The following is a 17,737-nucleotide window of genomic DNA, read 5'->3' as shown; positions in this document are numbered from 1 at the left end:
CCTACTCCAGCAAGACTTAGGCAAAAACCGGGTTTTCTTAGGCAAATCAATCGTGATTCGCCGCTGATTCCGATAATAAAACCCGGTTTATTGCTCAAAAATCTACCCTTTCATGCTCTTGCGACGACCATAAAACAAGGTGATGACACCCTTTGCGTCCAGAAATATATCTACAATCGGCAAGTTTGCCGCGCCCTTTCATCCTCCGGTTCTTGCCACCCAAAAGCAAAATGACTCACCGCATTAATTTGCGGCGTCGCCGAGCGAATTGCCCGCATTTGAATCTCCAAAGACGGCCGATTTTTTAGAGGTTTTCCCCAATCTCCAGCAATGGCAGGAATAATTTTTGCTCCTGCAGGCGCTAAACTTACTGTCCGCTGCACCTGCGGCACAATGCAGCTTACATCCCCGCAATTTCCGTAAGACATGGCGTGGAATTCTATAGCAGCCGGAAATGTGTCCCAAGGCTGCAATCTAGAATCATATCCTCCTTGATTTATCGCTTGATTTGCAGTGGGAAAAAACACGGCTCCTACAGGAATTCCCATCCTTTGAGCTGGTTGAATTGCTATCCCCAAAAAATCTAAAATCCCTTGGACTGCGTGAGCAACGCTCAGTTTCCACAGGTCTTTTTGCAGAGTGCCAGTATCGGGAAGCGGCGGTGTCGGTTTTGGTGTGGGACTTGCAGGGTTTGGCTTGTTAGCTGCGGGAGTTGTTGAGGCAGATCTGGATGCGGCATTCTGACTTCTAGAAGCTGTAGTTGCTACTGACATCGCCTGCGAAATTCGGCCCTGCCAAAGAGGTTCTCGCTCAGTTGGATACTGTTTGACTACTGCTTGAACGTCATTAGGATTGATAAATCCTTTAGTCAAATACCGCTGAATTAAATCTCGCCCTTGCTGATTGGTAGCCCGCTGCAAAAGAACTTGCTGCGATGCTGGGCCGTAAATCCACAAGTCTTGAACTTTTGTAGCAACTGAAGCAGGCCCGACGCCCCGTAGATAGCGAATGTAGTCGAATAACATTCCTTGCGGTTGGCGCTTGATTATTTGATTTACTAACAAAGTATAGTCTTGCCGTGCTTGTGGGTTGTACGGATCGATAAAGGCTTGATTGCCCGGAACTTCTCCTAAGTCATCGTTAATTCCTGGGTCTTGAACTACTGTTAAAGTTGTCTGATTTTTACCGTTGATAGCGAGGGTTTGCTGTCTGTCGGGACGCTGAGAATAGGTATAGCCAAAGTTCATTGTAAACAACCAAGCATAAACTTTTAAACCTCGTTGTTTGCCTTTGGCGATCGCCTTTTCTAACAAATCGTATTTCTCGTAACCGCGATTTCTCAAAACAGAAGGCCAAGCCGTAGGATTGTCGGCTGCTGGGAGCAGCACTTGACCATCGTAAAACACTTCGATATAGACTTGGTTGTAGCCTTTATTCACAACTTTGTCTAATACTCGATCGATTTCTCCGGGTCTGACATCGCAGGGATACAAACGCAGCCAAATTGCTTGGGTTTCGGGCCAAGTTTTTTGGCGGCATTCTGCTATTTCCCGCGCGTGTTTGTTCAAAACAGCAAAATATGCTTGCTGAGATTCCGGTTTTCCCGACAGCGCGGCGCGGCGCAAGTCTTCTTTTTGATTGACCTGTTCTTGGGATAATTGGCAATAGGCTGATGTTTGGGCCAAAGCTGGTTGATTTCCGATAAACGGCCAAACAAGCTGGCTGATGAAGCTACTGGTTAAAACAGCAGTTACCGCACTGAAAAAGCGTCGCTGGTGTTGAAAATTCGCGATGCGAGTTGGTGCAATTTTCATGGGAGAATTGAATGGGGTTTTCTGGTTTAAATTGGGTGGCGAGCGCAAAAATGCGATCGCGCTCAACAAGCAGCTACAAATTTTCTACTTTTTTCGGTTGACCTAGTTATGGCACAAGTCGATCGCACAATGCAAATTCTATCTGACGGCTATTTAAATTCAATAAGGGCGATAGGATAAGATAAAACTCTGCGATTAAACCGTTTTTCAGTATTTTTTCCCTAAATGCTGCATAAAAAAGCGCCTGGATACAGTTGGCGCTAAAAACAGTGGATATTTCTACTAAAAATTGTTAACACTCAAATATCAAGGATGAAAGATGAATCATTAAAATTTATCCTCGATCCTAAATTTTGAGATTAAGCTCCTCTGCTAAGAGCAGCTTCAATCTGCTGAAATTCTGACTCAAGACGCTTTTTCAATTTTTCAGGAACGGGACGGTTTGGATAGGAACTGTAATGTCCAGCCAAAGAGTTTAATGCCGTCCGCATTGTCGTGAAAGAGGCCAGCTTGGTAAGAGCGGGATCGCGGCGGTAGGCAGCAAAAAAATCGTTGATACTTGTGCGAGCCTTGGCTTGAGCGGCTGCTTTTTCCGGCGTGCCCTCTGGCAAAGTGAGCGCTGTTCTCAAGCTCTTCACTAATGCTAATGTGTCTTGACCGTAATCTCCACTCAGAGTGGCCGGAACATTGGTACAGCCCGCTACGCCGATGACAACAACTAATACCAGGGCTAACAGACGAGAAATGTAATGCTTCATAAGGTTTAGAAAAATGGCAGCGAAAGCGGCAATCAAAATTAACCTTTATCCTATCTCGAATGGAGCTAATAATGCCAATTTTTCAATTTTTTTTCACCATTACCATAAAACAGAATTTTTGTCAATCTCAAATCTCAAATCTCAAATCTAAAATCGATTGATTTGTCCAGCAACGACGGAGAGAATTTGGGTTTGTCGCAGCCACTGAGCATCAAAAGCACCTAGGTGAGTTGTAGTAATCAGAGTTTGAAATCGTTCCTGAATTGTTTCTAAAAGTTGATTTTGGCGGCTCAGATCGAGTTCTGCAAGTACGTCGTCGAGCAATAGTAAAGGCGCTTCGCCGACGACTTCTTCAATAAGCTGCAATTCGGCTAATTTTAATGCTAATACCAGAGTTCGCTGCTGGCCTTGGGATGCGTATTGACGAGCTGGGGTATTGTTAATGGTAAATGTAATGTCGTCGCGGTGGGGGCCGACTAAAGTGGTTCCTTGAAACTGTTCTGCGATCGCCCTTTTTTGAATTTTCTCTAAAAATGCTTGTCGCACTCCTTCGAGATTATCTTTAGCGATCAATTCCGCCCCTACTTCAATATTAGCATCGTATTTCACATCTAAAACTTCTCCTGAACCGCTAATTGAACGGTGCCAATTTCGAGCTAAAGGCATCAACCGCTCCAAAATTCGATCGCGCCTGCGGATGACGCGAGCGCCCGCTGTCGCCAACTGCGCGTCCCACAAAGCTAATTCCGAACTGGGAATGGGGAATTGGGAACTGGGAATGGGGAATGGGGCATTGGGCATTGGGAATTCTGCAATATTTTGGTCTTCGGGAGTTTCAGATCCGATAAATCGCATCTTGTCAAAACTTTCGGAAAATTCCGCTTTCCTGATTTCTTTAGAACGTTTCAACAGAGCGTTTCGCTGGCGCAAAATTTGGTTGTACTGCTGCAAAATGTGAGCGTAAATCGGTTCTAACTGGATGACTAGGCGATCGATCCAATTGCGCCTTCCTTCGGGCCCGCCGCGCACTAAGTCCAAATCCAAACAAGAAAATTGCACTACATTTAAGACGCTCAAAAAGTCTAAATGGCGGCGCAGCGGTTCACCGTTGAGCTTGCAGATCCGGCGCGCCCCAGAGCGAAGAGTTAAAGCTAAGTCGATCGCTCCGGTTTGACGTTCGAGTGTAGCATCAATTTGCCCGATCGGCTTTGAGTCGAGTATTAAATCGCGATCGCGCCCTACCCGGTGGCTTTTTAATGTAGAAAGCAACTCTACCGCTTCTAACAAGTTAGATTTTCCTTGAGCGTTATTTCCTACTAAAATGGTTTTGGGAGCGTCAAACGCTACTTTTTGATCGAAGTAGTTCCGAAACTGCCGTAGGTGAAGCGTTTTCAAATACATAATATTAGTAATTGGTAATTATTGGTAATTGGTAATACAGTCATCGTGGGGTACACGATCGAGCGCACCTGACCTGTTGGCAATTGTGACCCTTTTTTGCAATTGGAATTTTCGCGACCAGTGGCGCTCGCAATGACATTATAACGAAGTAATAAATGTTTAATTGTGGAATAATATCTTTAGTCTTCATAGCGATTACTTTCGCTGTGGGCCAGGGGTTTTACACCCTGGCGACTGTGGAGAATAGCGATCGGGCGAGCGGTCTAGCTAATCAGGAAACATCGAGCAGTAAGCGTCAGCCATGATTAACACTATTTTCTAGATTTGTAAAACCGCAAGAACAGTTTTTCCATTTCAATCCAGACAAACATCAGGGCGCTGAAACCGAGGCAAACTAGCAACTCAAATCCCGTTAAATAATGAGTGCCAAAAAACGATCTCAGCGGCGGAACGTAAATCAGCATCAATTGCAGAATAGTAGTCACAATTACAGCCCCCCACACAAAAACATTAGTGAAGGGATTTAACTCAATAGTTAGCTGAGTGTTAGACCGAACTGCGATCGCGTGACCCATTTGTGCCAAACAGAGAGTTGTAAACACCATTGTTTTCCAAGCCTCGGGATCTCCCACATGGTTAGGGTTGGTGGTATACCCGTAAGCCCAGGACATCATCGCGATCGTCAAAATTGCAAAAATAATCCCGATCCGAATCATGTAAGAACCCAAACCCCGCGCAAAAATACTTTCTCGCGGACTGAAAGGAGGCCTTTTCATCACGTTCGGTTCCCCCGGTTCCACGGCCAAGGCCAAAGCGGGAACGCCGTCTGTTACTAAGTTCATCCACAAAATTTGCAGGGGCGTCAGCGGCACTCCTCCCAAACCGAGTAAAGGTGCGGCCGCAATTGTCAAAACTTCGCCGATGTTGCTGCCCAAAATGTACTTAATAAAGCGGCGAATATTGCTATAAACCACTCGCCCTTCTTCAGCGGCGGCGACAATAGTTGCGAAGTTGTCGTCGAGGAGCACCATATCGCTAGCTTCTTTGCTGACATCGGTGCCGGTAATCCCCATGGCGATGCCGATATCGGCTTGTTTCAAGGCGGGGGCGTCGTTAACGCCGTCGCCGGTCATCGCGACAAATTTGCCCCAACTTTGCAAAGCTTGGACTATTCGCAATTTGTGTTCGGGGGAAACGCGGGCGTAAACGCTAATTTGTTCGACTTGCTGTTTGAGTTCTTCTTGGCTGAGCTTTTCTAATTCTTGACCGGTGAGAACTCGATCGCCCTCTCTAGCAATACCTAAATCGTAGGCGATGGCTTTTGCTGTCAACTGGTGGTCTCCTGTAATCATCACCACCCGAATCCCTGCATTGCGGCACTTCACCACTGCTTCCCGCACTTCCGGCCGCGGGGCGTCCAGCATACTGACGAGTCCCAGCCAAATCATGTCTTGTTCGCTGGTTTCCTCAGAACCTTCGGGCGGCAGGTTTTCCCAGAGTTTGTACGCAAACCCGAGGACTCGCAAACCGCGGCTTGCCATGTTGTTGTTTTCGGCGAGGATGCGATCGCGCATTTCCTGGGTTAAAGCTTGTACTCGATCGCCGACTATAATGCCTTTGCAGCGCTCCAAAGTCAACTCTGGAGAACCTTTGGTCAGCATCAAATAATTCGGCTGCTGTCCTTTTTCTGCGGGAAATCCCGAATGTCCCGATCGGCCGGGCACTTGGCAAATCACGCTCATCCGCTTGCGTTCCGAAGAAAAAGGAAATTCCGCCGTCCGCGGCAGCAATTGAGACTGTTTTTCCTTATAAATGCCTGCTTTTCCCGCTACACACAGCAGAGATCCTTCTGTGGGGTCGCCTAAAATCTGCCATTCTTGCTGTTCTTGTTGCAATACTGCGTCGTTGCAAACTGCACAGGCAATTAATAAAGATTCGAGTTCTGGATATTCCTCTAAATTATTAATTTTGGCCGATGTCAGGCGATCGGTAAAATCTCCGATCGGGGCATAGCCGTCGCCTGCGACGGCGACAGTGCAGTCGCCCGTAGACACTAGCTGAACTACCATTTTATTTTGAGTCAGAGTACCTGTTTTGTCAGAACAAATGGTAGTTACCGAACCCAAAGTTTCTACCGCAGGCAGTTTGCGAATCAGGGCGTTTCGCTTCACCATCCGCCTAGTTCCGAGTGCCAGAGTAACTGTCACGACTGCTGCGAGTCCTTCGGGAACAACAGCCACAGCCATGCTCAGAGAAACTTCTAACAACTCTTCAAACCTGCTGGTATCGAATCCGATGCTGCCGTTTTGGAAGCTAATCATGCCGCCGATGACGACAATTGCGACTAAGGTTAGGGCACCGGAGACTAGAACCTTTCCCAACTGATCCATCCGCTGTTGCAGGGGAGTCGGTTCGTTTTCTACTGACTGAAGCATGGCGGCAATTTTGCCCAGTTCAGTTTGCATTCCGGTGTTGGTGACGATCGCCTTTGCTCGTCCCTGAACAACTTCTGTACCCTGAAAAATCAGGTTGAGTCGATCGCCCAAGGAAGCATCTTCTGGAAGTTCTAGATCGGCTTGCTTGGTTACTGCTAGAGCTTCCCCTGTCAAAGCAGATTCTCTGACTTGCAGATTTGATGTTTCGATCAAGCGTGCGTCTGCTGCTATTTTTACCCCAGCCTCCAACAGCATCACGTCTCCGGGTACGAGTTCCTTGGCTGCTATGTCCGAAGTTTTGCCGTCCCGCAGGACTCTGACTAGGGGAGAAGCGAGGTTTTTGAGTGCTGCGAGGGCTTTTTCAGCACTTTGCTCTTGGAAATAGCCGAGAATGCCGTTGAGTATGACGATCGCAAAAATGGCGATCGCGTCTTTGGGAAAAGTATTGGACCGAATGTCCAAAAAAGCCGAAATCACGGCCACACCCATCAGCATCAACAACATGATGTTGGTGAACTGATCGACAAAAATCGACCACGGACTGCGGCCTCCTGTTTCTTCTAGTTCGTTGGGGCCGTATTGCTGCAAGCGTTCTGACACCTGTTTGCTGCTCAAGCCAGCGTCTTTGTTGCTGCTTAGCTGCTTGAGAGTTTTGTCAATTGCTACGGTGTGCCAAGAAGAGGGAGAATTTGAAGACATAAATTACGATCGATCCTGGGGAAATTAGGCGAATGAGGCCGGACAGCTACAGCCGATGGATGTGGCTGATTACAGTCAGAAACTTTTAAGTTTTGGGTTCTGAATAAAAAACTGTTTAACTTGGGACTCGTTTTGGGCGGTTTGATGCCGGGGAAGCAAAAAGCTTTTAACTTCACTGCGTCTGGCGGCTCGATCGCGCCGTTTGTATGCCTACGGCTGATAGCACCTATCCACCTTACTACTAAAAATTAGCAATTCCTTCGGCTTTTACACAGAAAATAAGCTGAGAGCATGAGTGACTTTAGTCTGGGGATGAAAGCGTGCGTCGTCGGTCAAAACCTACCTAAAAAAAACGCAATCAAAAAAACGCCGGTATCCGAACTCATCTATTCGCATTATTTAATGTTAAAATAAAAATGGCGCTGCGTCCACAGGTCTCGATCGCCTATGTTGGTTTTCTCACCCTCCACAATGCTCAGCTTGCCACACGCTGGCGTGGGGCTAGCCTGTGGGAAGCAGAACATATAGCAATCCTTGCAGGAGTCGTCAATTTTTTACCCCACCCCAACCCTCCCCGAACTCGCTGGGAGTCTGTAAGAAATTCACAAATGATGCGATGATTGCTTATAGAAGATATAGATGAAGAAAGTTTTTTTTGCAACCGCTGCAGGGCATACAGTAGATGCTTGCTGATATTTGCGACAAAAGCTGAGGCTGTGGCGAGGGGGTTCACAATCTTTTGGATTTTGCCCACACCGAATTCTGCTGCCCTCCTGACATTGGGCAGAATTTTTGGTTTTTTCCCAATTCCCCCAGCCTTCTTTTACGAAAACTTTAATTTACTTAATACTTCTTAACAATTCGGATTTTCCAAAGAAAGCCAACAAAGGCGGCCCACGAGATGGTTCGCGGCGGTTCAACCGCGACGGCAGGGGTGAGGGAAGCAAACTCTGCGTTTTGTTTGGCAAACCCGCATCTACCGCAGGAATGAGATTAGCCCGGACTTGCCCACCCAGACATTTACCTTCTTAGAGAGATAACTTTGTGTAATAATTTGTAATAAACAAAGACGGGCGAGCGTTGTATAAAGATTATCAGAGGGTTGAAACGACAGGCCAAAGTTAACAAAAACACTGATTGACAAGGTTTGTCGCATCTCATAAAAGATGTTAAAATTTCTAAGGTTTCTTAAACGTCCGTTGCAATGTAACAATAGTGCAGGTAGCGGAAAGGGAAAACTCGATCGGACCAGCAGATTAGCTGGCATCAAATTTCAACCCTTGCAGGCACTCGTAGCCTGAACAAATTTAACTTAACGGTTTTATACCGCAACCAAACTCAATTAACTCAAGTAGGAGAGTTCTTTCATGTTTGACGCATTTACAAAAGTGGTTTCCCAATCTGACGCTCGGGGCGAATTTCTAGCTCAGGGTCAACTAGATGCTCTCAGCAGCATGGTTTCCGACGCCAACAAGCGGATTGACGCAGTAAACCGCATCACCGGCAGCGCATCCACCATCGTAGCCAATGCAGCTCGCACCCTGTTCGCCGAACAGCCACAACTGATCGCTCCTGGTGGCAATGCGTACACCAACCGTCGCATGGCAGCTTGCTTGCGCGATATGGAAATCATCTTGCGCTACGTCACCTATGCAACATTTGCAGGCGACGCCAGCGTTTTGGACGACCGCTGCTTGAACGGTCTGCGTGAAACATACCAAGCTCTGGGAGTTCCCGGTGGCTCAGTTGCAGCCGGCGTGCAAAAAATGAAAGAAGCAGCAATCGCGATCGCTAACGACCCCAACGGTGTTACCCGTGGTGATTGCAGCTCGCTGATGTCTGAAATCGGCAGCTACTTCGACCGCGCTGCCAATGCAGTCGGCTAAAAATAGCCAAGCGAACCTTTTTTGTAAAGAAGCGAGCATCGCATTTTTGCAAACAATCATTTTTGTACATAAACAACACAACATTAGGGAGACACCAGAACAATGAAAACCCCTTTGACTGAAGCAGTAACCGCAGCGGATTCTCAAGGCCGTTTCCTCAGCAGCACTGAATTGCAAGTCGCATTCGGACGTTTCCGCCAAGCAGCAGCAGGTTTGGAAGCAGCCAAAGCTTTGACCGCCAACTCTCAGCGCTTGATCGACGGTGCAGCTCAAGCTGTGTACAACAAATTCCCGTACACCCAACAAATGCAAGGCCCGAACTACGCTTCTACCCCAACCGGTAAAGCGAAGTGCGCTCGCGACATCGGCTACTACCTGCGGATGGTAACCTACTGCTTAGTTGCAGGCGGCACCGGCCCGATGGACGAGTACCTGATTGCAGGTGTTGACGAAATCAACCGGACATTTGAATTGTCTCCTAGCTGGTACGTTGAAGCCCTCAAGTACATCAAAGGCAACCACGGTCTCAGTGGCGACGCTGCAACTGAAGCAAATTCCTACATCGACTACGCAATCAACGCTCTGAGCTAGATTTGCGTGATGCCCGGGATTGTAAGCTGCTGTTAGCTTAAGTGTTAGCGGTTGTTTACAATTCCGGGCATCTGCGATCCAAGCCTAGTTTTGCAAATACTTTTTTAAGCAGTTTTCAATTTTTAAAGCAAAAAAGGAAGAAGCGAAAATGGCGGGATTAGGTGCAGCAGAACGATTGGGAATAAAAGCATTTGAAGAAGCGGGACGGGTAGAACTGCGCCCCCACTGGACGCAAGAGGAGGCGAAAGCAGTAATTCGCGCTGCTTACAGCCAAGTTTTCGGCAACGAGTATTTAATGTCGAGCGAACGACTTACCAGTGCTGAATCTCTGCTGCTGCAAGGGCAGATTTCAGTGAAAGATTTTGTCCGGTCAATTGCACATTCGGAAACGTATAGGAAAAAGTTTTTTTATCCGAACTCGCAAACGCGGTTAATTGAGCTTAATTACAAGCATTTGTTGGGCCGCGCTCCTTACGACGAGTCGGAAATTGCTTTCCACGTTGATTTGTACAATGCAGAAGGCTACGAAGCTGAAATCAATTCTTACATTGACTCAGTTGAGTATCAAGAAAATTTTGGCGAAAGTGTAGTGCCTTACTATCGCGGTTTTGCGACTCAAAGAGGTCAAAAAACCGTCGGTTTTAACCGGATGTTTCAACTGTACCGGGGTTTTGCTTCTAGCGATCGATCGCACAACAAAACCCAAGCCCGGCTGACTTGGGAAGTAGCGAGAAATATGGCTTCGCCGATATACACGGCCGCCACCGGAAAAGCCCTTGGCGGCACATCCGGCGGTTGTCGCGACCAACTCTACCGAGTCACCGCAATGCAAGGTGCGGCTAATTTTTTGCCGCAAGTGCGGCGGGCTACTACCGAATATCTCGTGCCTTACGAGCAACTTTCGAGCCGCTTGCAGCAAATCAACAAACGTGGCAGCAAAGTGGTAAGTATTACCACAGCTTAAAGTTTGTATATTGACGTTTTTTTGAAACGTCTTTAGCAAATTAGGACTAAGGCTAAAAAATTTTTCAATTTTATATGTATAGGTAAGGTGTGCAGTGCACACCCTACTTTGAGGCATATTATCCTTAGTCCTAAAAATTTCAAGTGCAACCAATCATTAAACTTTTGTCATTAATAATTTAGGAGAAAATCTGGTGGCGATTACAACAGCAGCATCCAGACTAGGAACATCCGCATTGAGCGATGCGCCCAAGGTAGAATTGCGCCCGAACTACACCAAAGATGACGTTGAAACGGTGATTCGTGCCGTTTACCGTCAGGTGCTGGGCAACGACTATTTAATGAAATCCGAGCGACTTACAAGTTCCGAGTCTTTGCTGCGGGACGGCAGTTTGACTGTACGAGAATTTGTACGCGCTGTAGCTAAGTCAGAACTGTACAAAACCAAGTTTTTCTACAACAGCTTCCAAACTCGGACGATCGAACTAAACTACAAACACTTGCTCGGTCGCGCCACCTACGACGAATCTGAAGTAATTGAACACTTAGATTTGTACCAAACACAAGGCTACGATGCTGATATTGATTCTTACATCGATTCAGTAGAGTATCAAGAAAACTTCGGCGAAAGTATCGTGCCTTACTACCGCGGCTTTAACACGCAGCGGGGGCAAAAAACCGTCGGTTTTACCCGGATGTTCCGGCTGTACCGCGGCTATGCAAACAGCGATACATCTCAACTAGAAGGCAATAACTCTCGCTTAGCTGTCGAACTCGGCACTAACAGCGCTACTGCTGTAGTTGGGCCTTCTGGCGGTAACGAAGGTTGGGCATATCGACCTTCTGCCAGAAACGTAACTCCAGGCAGCGGCTTCGGCGGCGCTGCAGCTTACGGCAAAGAAGGGCGACTGTTGCGCGTGGAAGTGTCGGGAATTCGCACGGGTGGCTATCCCAGCGTGCGCCGCAGCAGCAAGGCTTTCATCGTACCAGTTGAGGATTTGTCCTCGCAAATGCAGAAATTTCAACGCATGGGCGGGAAAATCGCCAGCATTACTCCAATTTAGTTAGTTGGCAGTTGGCAGTTGGCAGTTGGCAGTTGGCAGTTGGCAGTTACTAGCTTTTAGTTAACAGTCAACAGTCAACAGTCAACAGTCAACAGTCATAATTACCAATTACCAAGAAGCTTGTGTTGGGTCAAATTGTAGCTGGAAAAAGTGGCAATACAGCTTCGGCAGCTCGCTGTTTCCGGTATGAAGTTGTCGGCTTGCGCCAAAGCGATGAAATAAATAATGTGGATTATTCGATTCGATCGAGCGCGAGTACCTCGATCGACGTGCCTTACAATCGGATGAATCAAGAAATGCAGCGGATTACTCGCATGGGCGGGAAAATTGTCAGCATTCATCCTTTAAGCGCGAGTGCAGAATCATCCCATGAACGATCGGACACCGCCAATAGTTTGGTTGCAGGGGCGATGAAAATCGCTCTTACAAAAGCTAGAAGGGGCGATTGAAATCGCTGCTACACAAACTTGCGTCCACTCGAAGCAGACTAAGAGTTAGTGCAACCCGCGCAGGCGGGTTTTGTCTGTTTAGTAGCGATTTTAATCGCCGAGTTTCCTAACCCGCGCAGTCAGGTTTTGTGGGATAACAGCGATTTCAATCGCCGAATAACTAATAACTAATAACTAATAACTAATGACTGTGGATTATTACGAATCCGACTCACCGCCGGCGGGTGTAGCTGAGGGCGAGTCTTTAACTGTTGAACAGGCGATCGCAAATTTGCACTCCCAAGATTACAGTCTCCGGTATTATGCTGCTTGGTGGGTGGGCAGATTTAGAGTCAAGGAACCTGCAGCTATTGCAGCTTTAATTGCCGCATTGGAAGAAGAATCAGAACAAACAAAAATCGGCGACTATTCCCTATTGCGAAATGCGGCGCGGGCTCTGGGTAAATTGGGCGACAAACAAGCCTTACCGGCTCTGATTCGCTGTTTGGAATGCGCCGATTATTACGTGCGGGAAGCGGCGGCTCAAGCTCTAGAAATGCTGGGCGATCGCGATTCTATTGAGCCGCTAATGAAGCTATTGGATGGCGGCGTAGCTGTGGCTGTGCGAGTGCCAGGAAAATCGCACCTCGTGCAACCTTACGACTCGGTAATTGAAGCTTTGGGAACGCTGCAAGCGACAGAAGCAATACCGCTAATTTCACCTTTTTTAGAACATTCTGTGGAGCGGGTGCAGTACGCTGCGGCGCGGGCGATGTATCAGTTAACTGGTGAGCGGGTTTATGGAGAGCGGTTGGTAAGTGCTTTGAATGGGGATAATTTGCAGTTGAGACGATCGGCTTTGATGGACTTGGGGGCGATCGGCTATTTGCCGGGAGCGCAAGCTATTTCTGAAACTTTAGCAGAAAATAGCCTGAAATTGATTGCGCTCAAAGGAGTTTTGGAGCATCACCTCAATCAACAAGAATCACTATCTTTATCAGATGATGCTATCCGCGTTATGGATTTAATGGATAGTTTACTTTAAAAAATTAGTTAACAACTGAAATAGGATTGATGTAGCGATTCTCAATTGTCTGCCGTAAATTCAGGAGACAGCACATTTCAGGACACAGCGCCGTGCTGTTTCCCTACCTATTTTGATGAGAATGTTGGTGGGTGAGGTGGCAAAAAGTTCGATCGCGCGATCGACCCAACCTACAATTACAATAGTCACGGTAAAGCTTACAAATAAATGGCATTAGAACTAATTCAGGCTGTCGAACAAGCAGATTCTTCCGAAGGCTTGTTAAACGCAGTCAAAGCACTGGCGGCGACTCCCTCAACACAAGCAATTCCTACCTTAATTACAGTGCTCGGTTACAACAACCCAGGCGCCGCTGTTGCCGCCGTTGACGGGCTAATTCAGCTCGGAGAAGCTGCGGTGCTGCCGCTTCTAGAACAGCTTGACGGCTACAATTATGGGGCGAGAGCTTGGGCTGTTCGGGCTTTGGCGGGAATTGGCGACCCCAGGGGTTTGGAGATTTTGCTCGATGCAGCGGCGAATGACTTTGCTTTGAGCGTGCGGCGGGCTGCGGCTAGGGGTTTGGGGACGATTTGCTGGGAATTGATGCCGGCAGAACAAATTGCAGATGCTCAACTTCGCGCTGTGAAAACGCTACTGCAAGCGTCCCGAGATCCAGAATGGGTGGTTCGCTACGCAGCAGCGGGGGGTTTGCAAGCTTTGGCGGGTGCTGCGACTGTTAAACCGGATTGGTTAGCGGAAGTTTCGGCCAGGCTTGAGGAAATCACCCAAAGCGATGAAGCTACTTCAGTTAGGGCTCGGGCTTTGCTTGCTAAGAAAATATTGTCACTTGGCTAGGGTTTGGGCGATCGTCTCTTCCAAGTCCCCTTGACTGAGAGTGGTTAATATAAAGACTTCTTGTACGGTTTTGCCCTGTCTGGCGATGATTTTAAATCCCCCGCGGATGGGTACTGACACTCTTAATGTCATGCGGGGGATGTGTCCTTTAACTTTGTTGATGACGCCCGGAGTGACTGTTTGAATGCCCATTTTTAGGGTGAGGCGCTCTAAAATTGGTATCAAACCGGGAAGGTGGGTAGAGTGATTCCAAACTAGGCGGCCTTTGGGTTGTGCGTTCATAAATATTTAACCAAATTCAACATACCCAGTCTAAGCCACCCCTGGCTGGAACCAATTTGAATTTCCCTCAACTTATCTATCAATAACGTTACTGTGCGTGTCATTGCCAGCAAACCGAGGCAATCTCAAACCGAGATTTTTGATTCCGGGCGCGCAAACTGAGATTTGATGGCGCAGAATTGTCCTGTACTTTTTGATGTTGTGGGTTGGCAACTGTCGGTTTTTCTAGTTGAGCGGCGATCGCCCCGAGCATTTCTGCTACGCTGCAAGGTTTTTTGAGATAGCCGTCTGCTTTGAGTTCCAGGGCTTTTTCCATTTCGGAGGCTGTCATAAAAATAAACGGAATGCTGGCGGTTGCAGGGTGCGATCGCAAAACCGCGAAAACTGTTAAACCGTCTAGTTCGGGCATCATGACATCAGACAAAATTAAATCGGGAATTTGGGCAGCTAACTGGATACCAACTTTTCCATTTTCGGCGCCGACAGCTTCAAAACCGCGCGATTCCAGAAGTTCTAATACCGTTTCTCGGATTAAGCGATCGTCTTCAATTACTAATATTTTTTTCATTTGTTTGAGCTGGATCTTTACTTTGTTTGTATGGATCTGTTATAAGTGTTACAGGTCATTTTTAAAGAATTCAATAGGGTTATTGCAAAAAACCGCTTTTGACTGGCAACTTTTTACGGCTTTGTGTATGCTCGCAGTTACGCACAAGACTTGAGTTATCAGCAGCTTTACCTTGTGTACTAGCGCTAGGAATCGCTGCGGCGTACCTAGGATTGTGAACGTGGAAAATCAACGATTCAACAGTTTATTTAATAAAGATTTCAGCCGCCTGACTCAAAAAGTTTCTATTTGAGTGGCGATCGCAGTTACGTGTAATTAATAAACCCGCCGATGAGCTAAGCGCGAAACTCCAACCTGTGAAGTTCACAAATTTCTGGCGATCGGGTAAAATATAACTTGCTGTATCGCTATTAAGTGAGGAAAAGGATATGTCAGAATTTCTAGACTTTCTCAGACATCAGTTTGCCTACGTTGCCATTGGCGAATTTAAACCAGGAAAATTTGAAGCTGCAGAACAACTTTTTGAAAAAGCCGTGGCAACTTATGCCACAGGTTTTAAGGGAGCATACCTGCTGCAATTGCCCAATACAGATAAAGGTATTGCCATCATTTTTTGGGAAAGCGTAGAAGAGATGACCGCCAATCAAAGCCAAGCTTATCAGGAAATATTGAAGCAGATGGCGCCTTTGTTTGCGAAAATACCAGACACAAATGTTTATGAAATTGTCAGTGAAATTCAGCCCAAAAGTGAATAATTAAAAAACCTGCAACCGGCGCGTCATTCCCATTCCCATCGGCGTCTTTCGCCCGACTCCGCTGTAAAGCGCAAAATCTGCTAAAGTGTTAATTTGCTTGATAGTAGCAGGAGCTATATCTCCCATAATTCGGTAACTAATATCGCCGACGCAGCCAATAAATTTACTGCGAGAATCCGTACTAACTTCTGTTCGGATATCGAAAAAACTGGGGAAAATAGCTTCTGTGAAAGTAGGTTCGATCGCCATCCTGCTGTACTTGTTCCAGCGATTCGCTAAACTGCCGAAAATACTTTCACGAGTGGGCATAGCACTATCGTATACACCTTGCCGAAAATTAGTAGGAGTGCAGAAACTAAAAGCAATTTGCCGCTGAGTTTCTGAAGCTCTCTCGAACAATTCGGCGTAAGTACAAAAGTTTACCCACGGCTGGTTTGATTGCGGTTCGCTCAAAATATTAGTAATGTATATATTTGTCGGCCCGATATGCCAAGGGCGATCGAAATTGAGTTGCTGCCAAAGTAGAGTTAGGCGATCGAACAAACCGTCATCCAGCAGAGAAATTCGCCACCAAATCGGCGTATTTTCCTGAATTGCTTGCTTGTGTTCCCACTGTAGGGCCGGAGATATTGTGCGGGAAGCCGGAGGCAAAACTCTCTTTTGTAGCTGGGGCGCGCTGCTTTTGTAAGCCTCTTTTCGGCTTACTTGAAAAGGGCTTAAAGTGAAAGCTTTTTCATGAGATTGGTCGTGCAGGTAGGCGCTCAAATCGCTGTCTACAGCACTCACAAGGTTCAAAAACAAAGCGTGGAGATGCCGCCCCGTTAAAAACTGGGATGGAATTGGTGCAACTGGCTGCAGGTTTAAAACAAGGCTGTGGGGCATTTTTAAATTATATACTGTGTCTGTATATATGTTCAGCTAGTATTAATACTACAGCTAAGTTGCCACTTAGATTAAGGAATTTTAATCACGTAAGGTGCACAGCGTGCACCCTACGTTTACGACGATTTGAGGGTCGTGCACACCTAGGTTTAGGTTGTGATATTGAGGCCAATCTCTGTGCGGTAAATTTTTAGGCGATCGAGATTTCTGGCGACAAATAAACATCTTGAATGGCGTTGAACAATTTTACGCCTTCTTCAAAAGGACGCTGAAAAGTTTTGCGACCGGAAATTAAGCCGCAGCCGCCAGCGCGCTTGTTGATTACTGCCGTGCGAATTGCTTCTGCAAAATCGCTTTTCCCGGAAGCACCGCCGGAGTTAATTAAACCCATCCTTCCCGCATAACAGTTGAGCACTTGATAGCGAGTTAGATCGATCGGGTGATCCGTTGTCAAATCCGAATAAACGCGCTTGTCGGTTTTGCCGTAACTCTTGCCGCTGGCTTTAGCAACAGCTTTGTAACCGTTGTTGCATTCGGGCAACTTCTGCTTGATAATGTCAGCTTCAATTGTCACTCCCAAGTGATTTGCTTGCCCGGTTAAATCGGCGGCAACGTGATAATCTTTGTCTTGTTTAAAGATATCGTTGCGGAGATAGCACCACAAAATTGTCGCCATTCCGTATTCGTGAGCGTGGGCAAAAGCTTGACTGACTTCTTGGATTTGCCTCGTCGATTCCGGGGAACCAAAATAAATTGTTGCTCCGACTGCAACCGCTCCCAAATTCCACGCTTGTTCGACAGAAGCAAACATTATTTGGTCGTATTGATTGGGATAAGTCAGCAATTCGTTGTGATTTAGCTTGACAATAAAAGGGATTTTGTGCGCGTACTTGCGAGAGACGCTTCCCAAAACTCCCAGGGTTGTTGCGACAGCATTGCAGCCTGCAGAAATTGCTAATTTAATGATATTTTCGCTGTCAAAATAGATGGGATTTGGTGAAAAAGAAGCGGCGGCTGAGTGTTCGATTCCTTGGTCTACTGGCAGGATGGATAAATAGCCAGTATTGGCCAAGCGTCCGCTAGAATAGAGTTGCTGAAGCGATCGCAAAACTTGGGGAGGTCGATCGGTTTGAGCAAAAATGCGATCGACCCAATCCGGGCCCGGCAGATGCAACAAATCTTTAGAAACTTTTGCTTGATGGGTGAGCAAGTCTTCGGCTTCGTCGCCAAGCCAAGATTCGATCGAACTGGGAACTGATAGTGTAGCTGTCATACAGATTTCCCTCTCAATTTCAATTGCACGCTGATGATTGCAGACATTAACCTTGCTGA

Annotated in this window: 18 protein-coding genes; 9 read left to right on the top strand and 9 right to left on the bottom strand. The window is 47.0% G+C overall.

The annotated features are described in order from the left end of the window. Positions 1-170 precede the first annotated feature (170 nt). From OSC7112_RS10040 to OSC7112_RS10025, 4 genes are all read right to left on the bottom strand, one after another. Entirely contained in the window at positions 171-1,814 is a 1,644-nt protein-coding gene (locus OSC7112_RS10040) for a family 10 glycosylhydrolase (protein ID WP_015175799.1), read from the bottom strand. Between the two features lie 359 nt (positions 1,815-2,173). Continuing rightward, positions 2,174-2,572, bottom strand: a complete 399-nt coding sequence (psb27, locus tag OSC7112_RS10035; RefSeq protein WP_041622463.1) for a photosystem II protein Psb27 — start codon at positions 2,570-2,572, stop codon at positions 2,174-2,176. 147 nt (positions 2,573-2,719) lie between these two features. Further along, the gene (locus OSC7112_RS10030; RefSeq protein ID WP_015175797.1) at positions 2,720-3,973 is read right to left on the bottom strand and encodes a DNA replication/repair protein RecF; all 1,254 of its coding nucleotides are present in this window, start codon (positions 3,971-3,973) and stop codon (positions 2,720-2,722) included. A 311-nt stretch (positions 3,974-4,284) separates the two neighbouring features. Then, the gene (locus OSC7112_RS10025; protein WP_015175796.1) at positions 4,285-7,107 is read right to left on the bottom strand and encodes a cation-translocating P-type ATPase; all 2,823 of its coding nucleotides are present in this window, start codon (positions 7,105-7,107) and stop codon (positions 4,285-4,287) included. Positions 7,108-7,523: 416 nt separating this feature from the next. Between OSC7112_RS10025 and OSC7112_RS39565 the strand changes: the two genes are divergently transcribed. The 7 genes from OSC7112_RS39565 (at position 7,524) to cpcE (ending at position 13,084) form a co-directional block, all read left to right on the top strand. Further along, on the top strand, positions 7,524-7,727 hold the full coding sequence (locus OSC7112_RS39565) for a hypothetical protein (protein WP_015175795.1): 204 nt from the start codon (positions 7,524-7,526) through the stop codon (positions 7,725-7,727). Positions 7,728-8,474: 747 nt separating this feature from the next. Further along, positions 8,475-8,993, top strand: coding sequence for a C-phycocyanin subunit beta (gene cpcB, locus OSC7112_RS10010; protein WP_015175794.1), 519 nt, complete (start codon positions 8,475-8,477; stop codon positions 8,991-8,993). Positions 8,994-9,095: 102 nt separating this feature from the next. Next, positions 9,096-9,584: a C-phycocyanin subunit alpha gene (cpcA, locus tag OSC7112_RS10005; RefSeq protein WP_015175793.1), complete on the top strand. Its 489-nt coding sequence runs from the start codon at positions 9,096-9,098 to the stop codon at positions 9,582-9,584. A gap of 148 nt (positions 9,585-9,732) precedes the next feature. Further along, positions 9,733-10,548, top strand: a complete 816-nt coding sequence (locus OSC7112_RS10000) for a phycobilisome linker polypeptide (protein ID WP_015175792.1) — start codon at positions 9,733-9,735, stop codon at positions 10,546-10,548. 193 nt (positions 10,549-10,741) lie between these two features. Then, complete coding sequence (locus tag OSC7112_RS09995; RefSeq protein WP_015175791.1) at positions 10,742-11,611, top strand: phycobilisome linker polypeptide; 870 nt, start codon at positions 10,742-10,744, stop codon at positions 11,609-11,611. Between the two features lie 122 nt (positions 11,612-11,733). Then, entirely contained in the window at positions 11,734-12,060 is a 327-nt protein-coding gene (gene cpcD, locus OSC7112_RS09990) for a rod-capping linker protein CpcD (RefSeq protein WP_015175790.1), read from the top strand. Positions 12,061-12,244: 184 nt separating this feature from the next. Continuing rightward, on the top strand, positions 12,245-13,084 hold the full coding sequence (cpcE, locus tag OSC7112_RS09985; RefSeq protein WP_015175789.1) for a C-phycocyanin alpha-cysteine-84 phycocyanobilin lyase subunit CpcE: 840 nt from the start codon (positions 12,245-12,247) through the stop codon (positions 13,082-13,084). A 60-nt stretch (positions 13,085-13,144) separates the two neighbouring features. Here the strand turns inward: cpcE and OSC7112_RS41720 are convergent, their stop codons facing one another. Beyond that, positions 13,145-13,273, bottom strand: coding sequence for a hypothetical protein (locus tag OSC7112_RS41720; RefSeq protein WP_263053600.1), 129 nt, complete (start codon positions 13,271-13,273; stop codon positions 13,145-13,147). An 18-nt stretch (positions 13,274-13,291) separates the two neighbouring features. On the opposite strand from OSC7112_RS41720, the gene cpcF reads away from it, so the two are divergent. Continuing rightward, positions 13,292-13,918: a C-phycocyanin alpha-cysteine-84 phycocyanobilin lyase subunit CpcF gene (gene cpcF / locus OSC7112_RS09980; RefSeq protein ID WP_015175788.1), complete on the top strand. Its 627-nt coding sequence runs from the start codon at positions 13,292-13,294 to the stop codon at positions 13,916-13,918. Here cpcF and OSC7112_RS09975 read toward each other — a convergent pair. Both OSC7112_RS09975 and OSC7112_RS09970 read right to left on the bottom strand, forming a co-directional pair. Beyond that, complete coding sequence (locus tag OSC7112_RS09975) at positions 13,907-14,200, bottom strand: DUF2103 domain-containing protein (protein WP_015175787.1); 294 nt, start codon at positions 14,198-14,200, stop codon at positions 13,907-13,909. The two genes, cpcF and OSC7112_RS09975, sit on opposite strands and share 12 nt — an antisense overlap. A 100-nt stretch (positions 14,201-14,300) precedes the next feature. Then, positions 14,301-14,768: a response regulator transcription factor gene (locus OSC7112_RS09970; protein WP_015175786.1), complete on the bottom strand. Its 468-nt coding sequence runs from the start codon at positions 14,766-14,768 to the stop codon at positions 14,301-14,303. 428 nt (positions 14,769-15,196) lie between these two features. Here OSC7112_RS09970 and OSC7112_RS09965 point away from each other — a divergent pair, with 428 nt between their 5' ends. After that, positions 15,197-15,523 (top strand): antibiotic biosynthesis monooxygenase, encoded by a 327-nt coding sequence (locus tag OSC7112_RS09965; protein ID WP_015175785.1) that lies wholly within the window; start codon positions 15,197-15,199, stop codon positions 15,521-15,523. Here the strand turns inward: OSC7112_RS09965 and cas6 are convergent, their stop codons facing one another. Further along, a complete protein-coding gene (gene cas6, locus OSC7112_RS09960) occupies positions 15,524-16,405 on the bottom strand; it encodes a CRISPR-associated endoribonuclease Cas6 (RefSeq protein WP_015175784.1) in 882 nt (293 codons plus the stop codon). Between the two features lie 190 nt (positions 16,406-16,595). After that, positions 16,596-17,678: a class I fructose-bisphosphate aldolase gene (locus OSC7112_RS09955; RefSeq protein WP_015175783.1), complete on the bottom strand. Its 1,083-nt coding sequence runs from the start codon at positions 17,676-17,678 to the stop codon at positions 16,596-16,598. Between the last annotated feature and the right edge of the window lie 59 nt (positions 17,679-17,737).

The organism is Oscillatoria nigro-viridis PCC 7112, assembly GCF_000317475.1.
Taxonomy (GTDB): domain Bacteria; phylum Cyanobacteriota; class Cyanobacteriia; order Cyanobacteriales; family Microcoleaceae; genus Microcoleus; species Microcoleus nigroviridis.
This window is presented reverse-complemented; position numbering and strand designations above follow the sequence as displayed.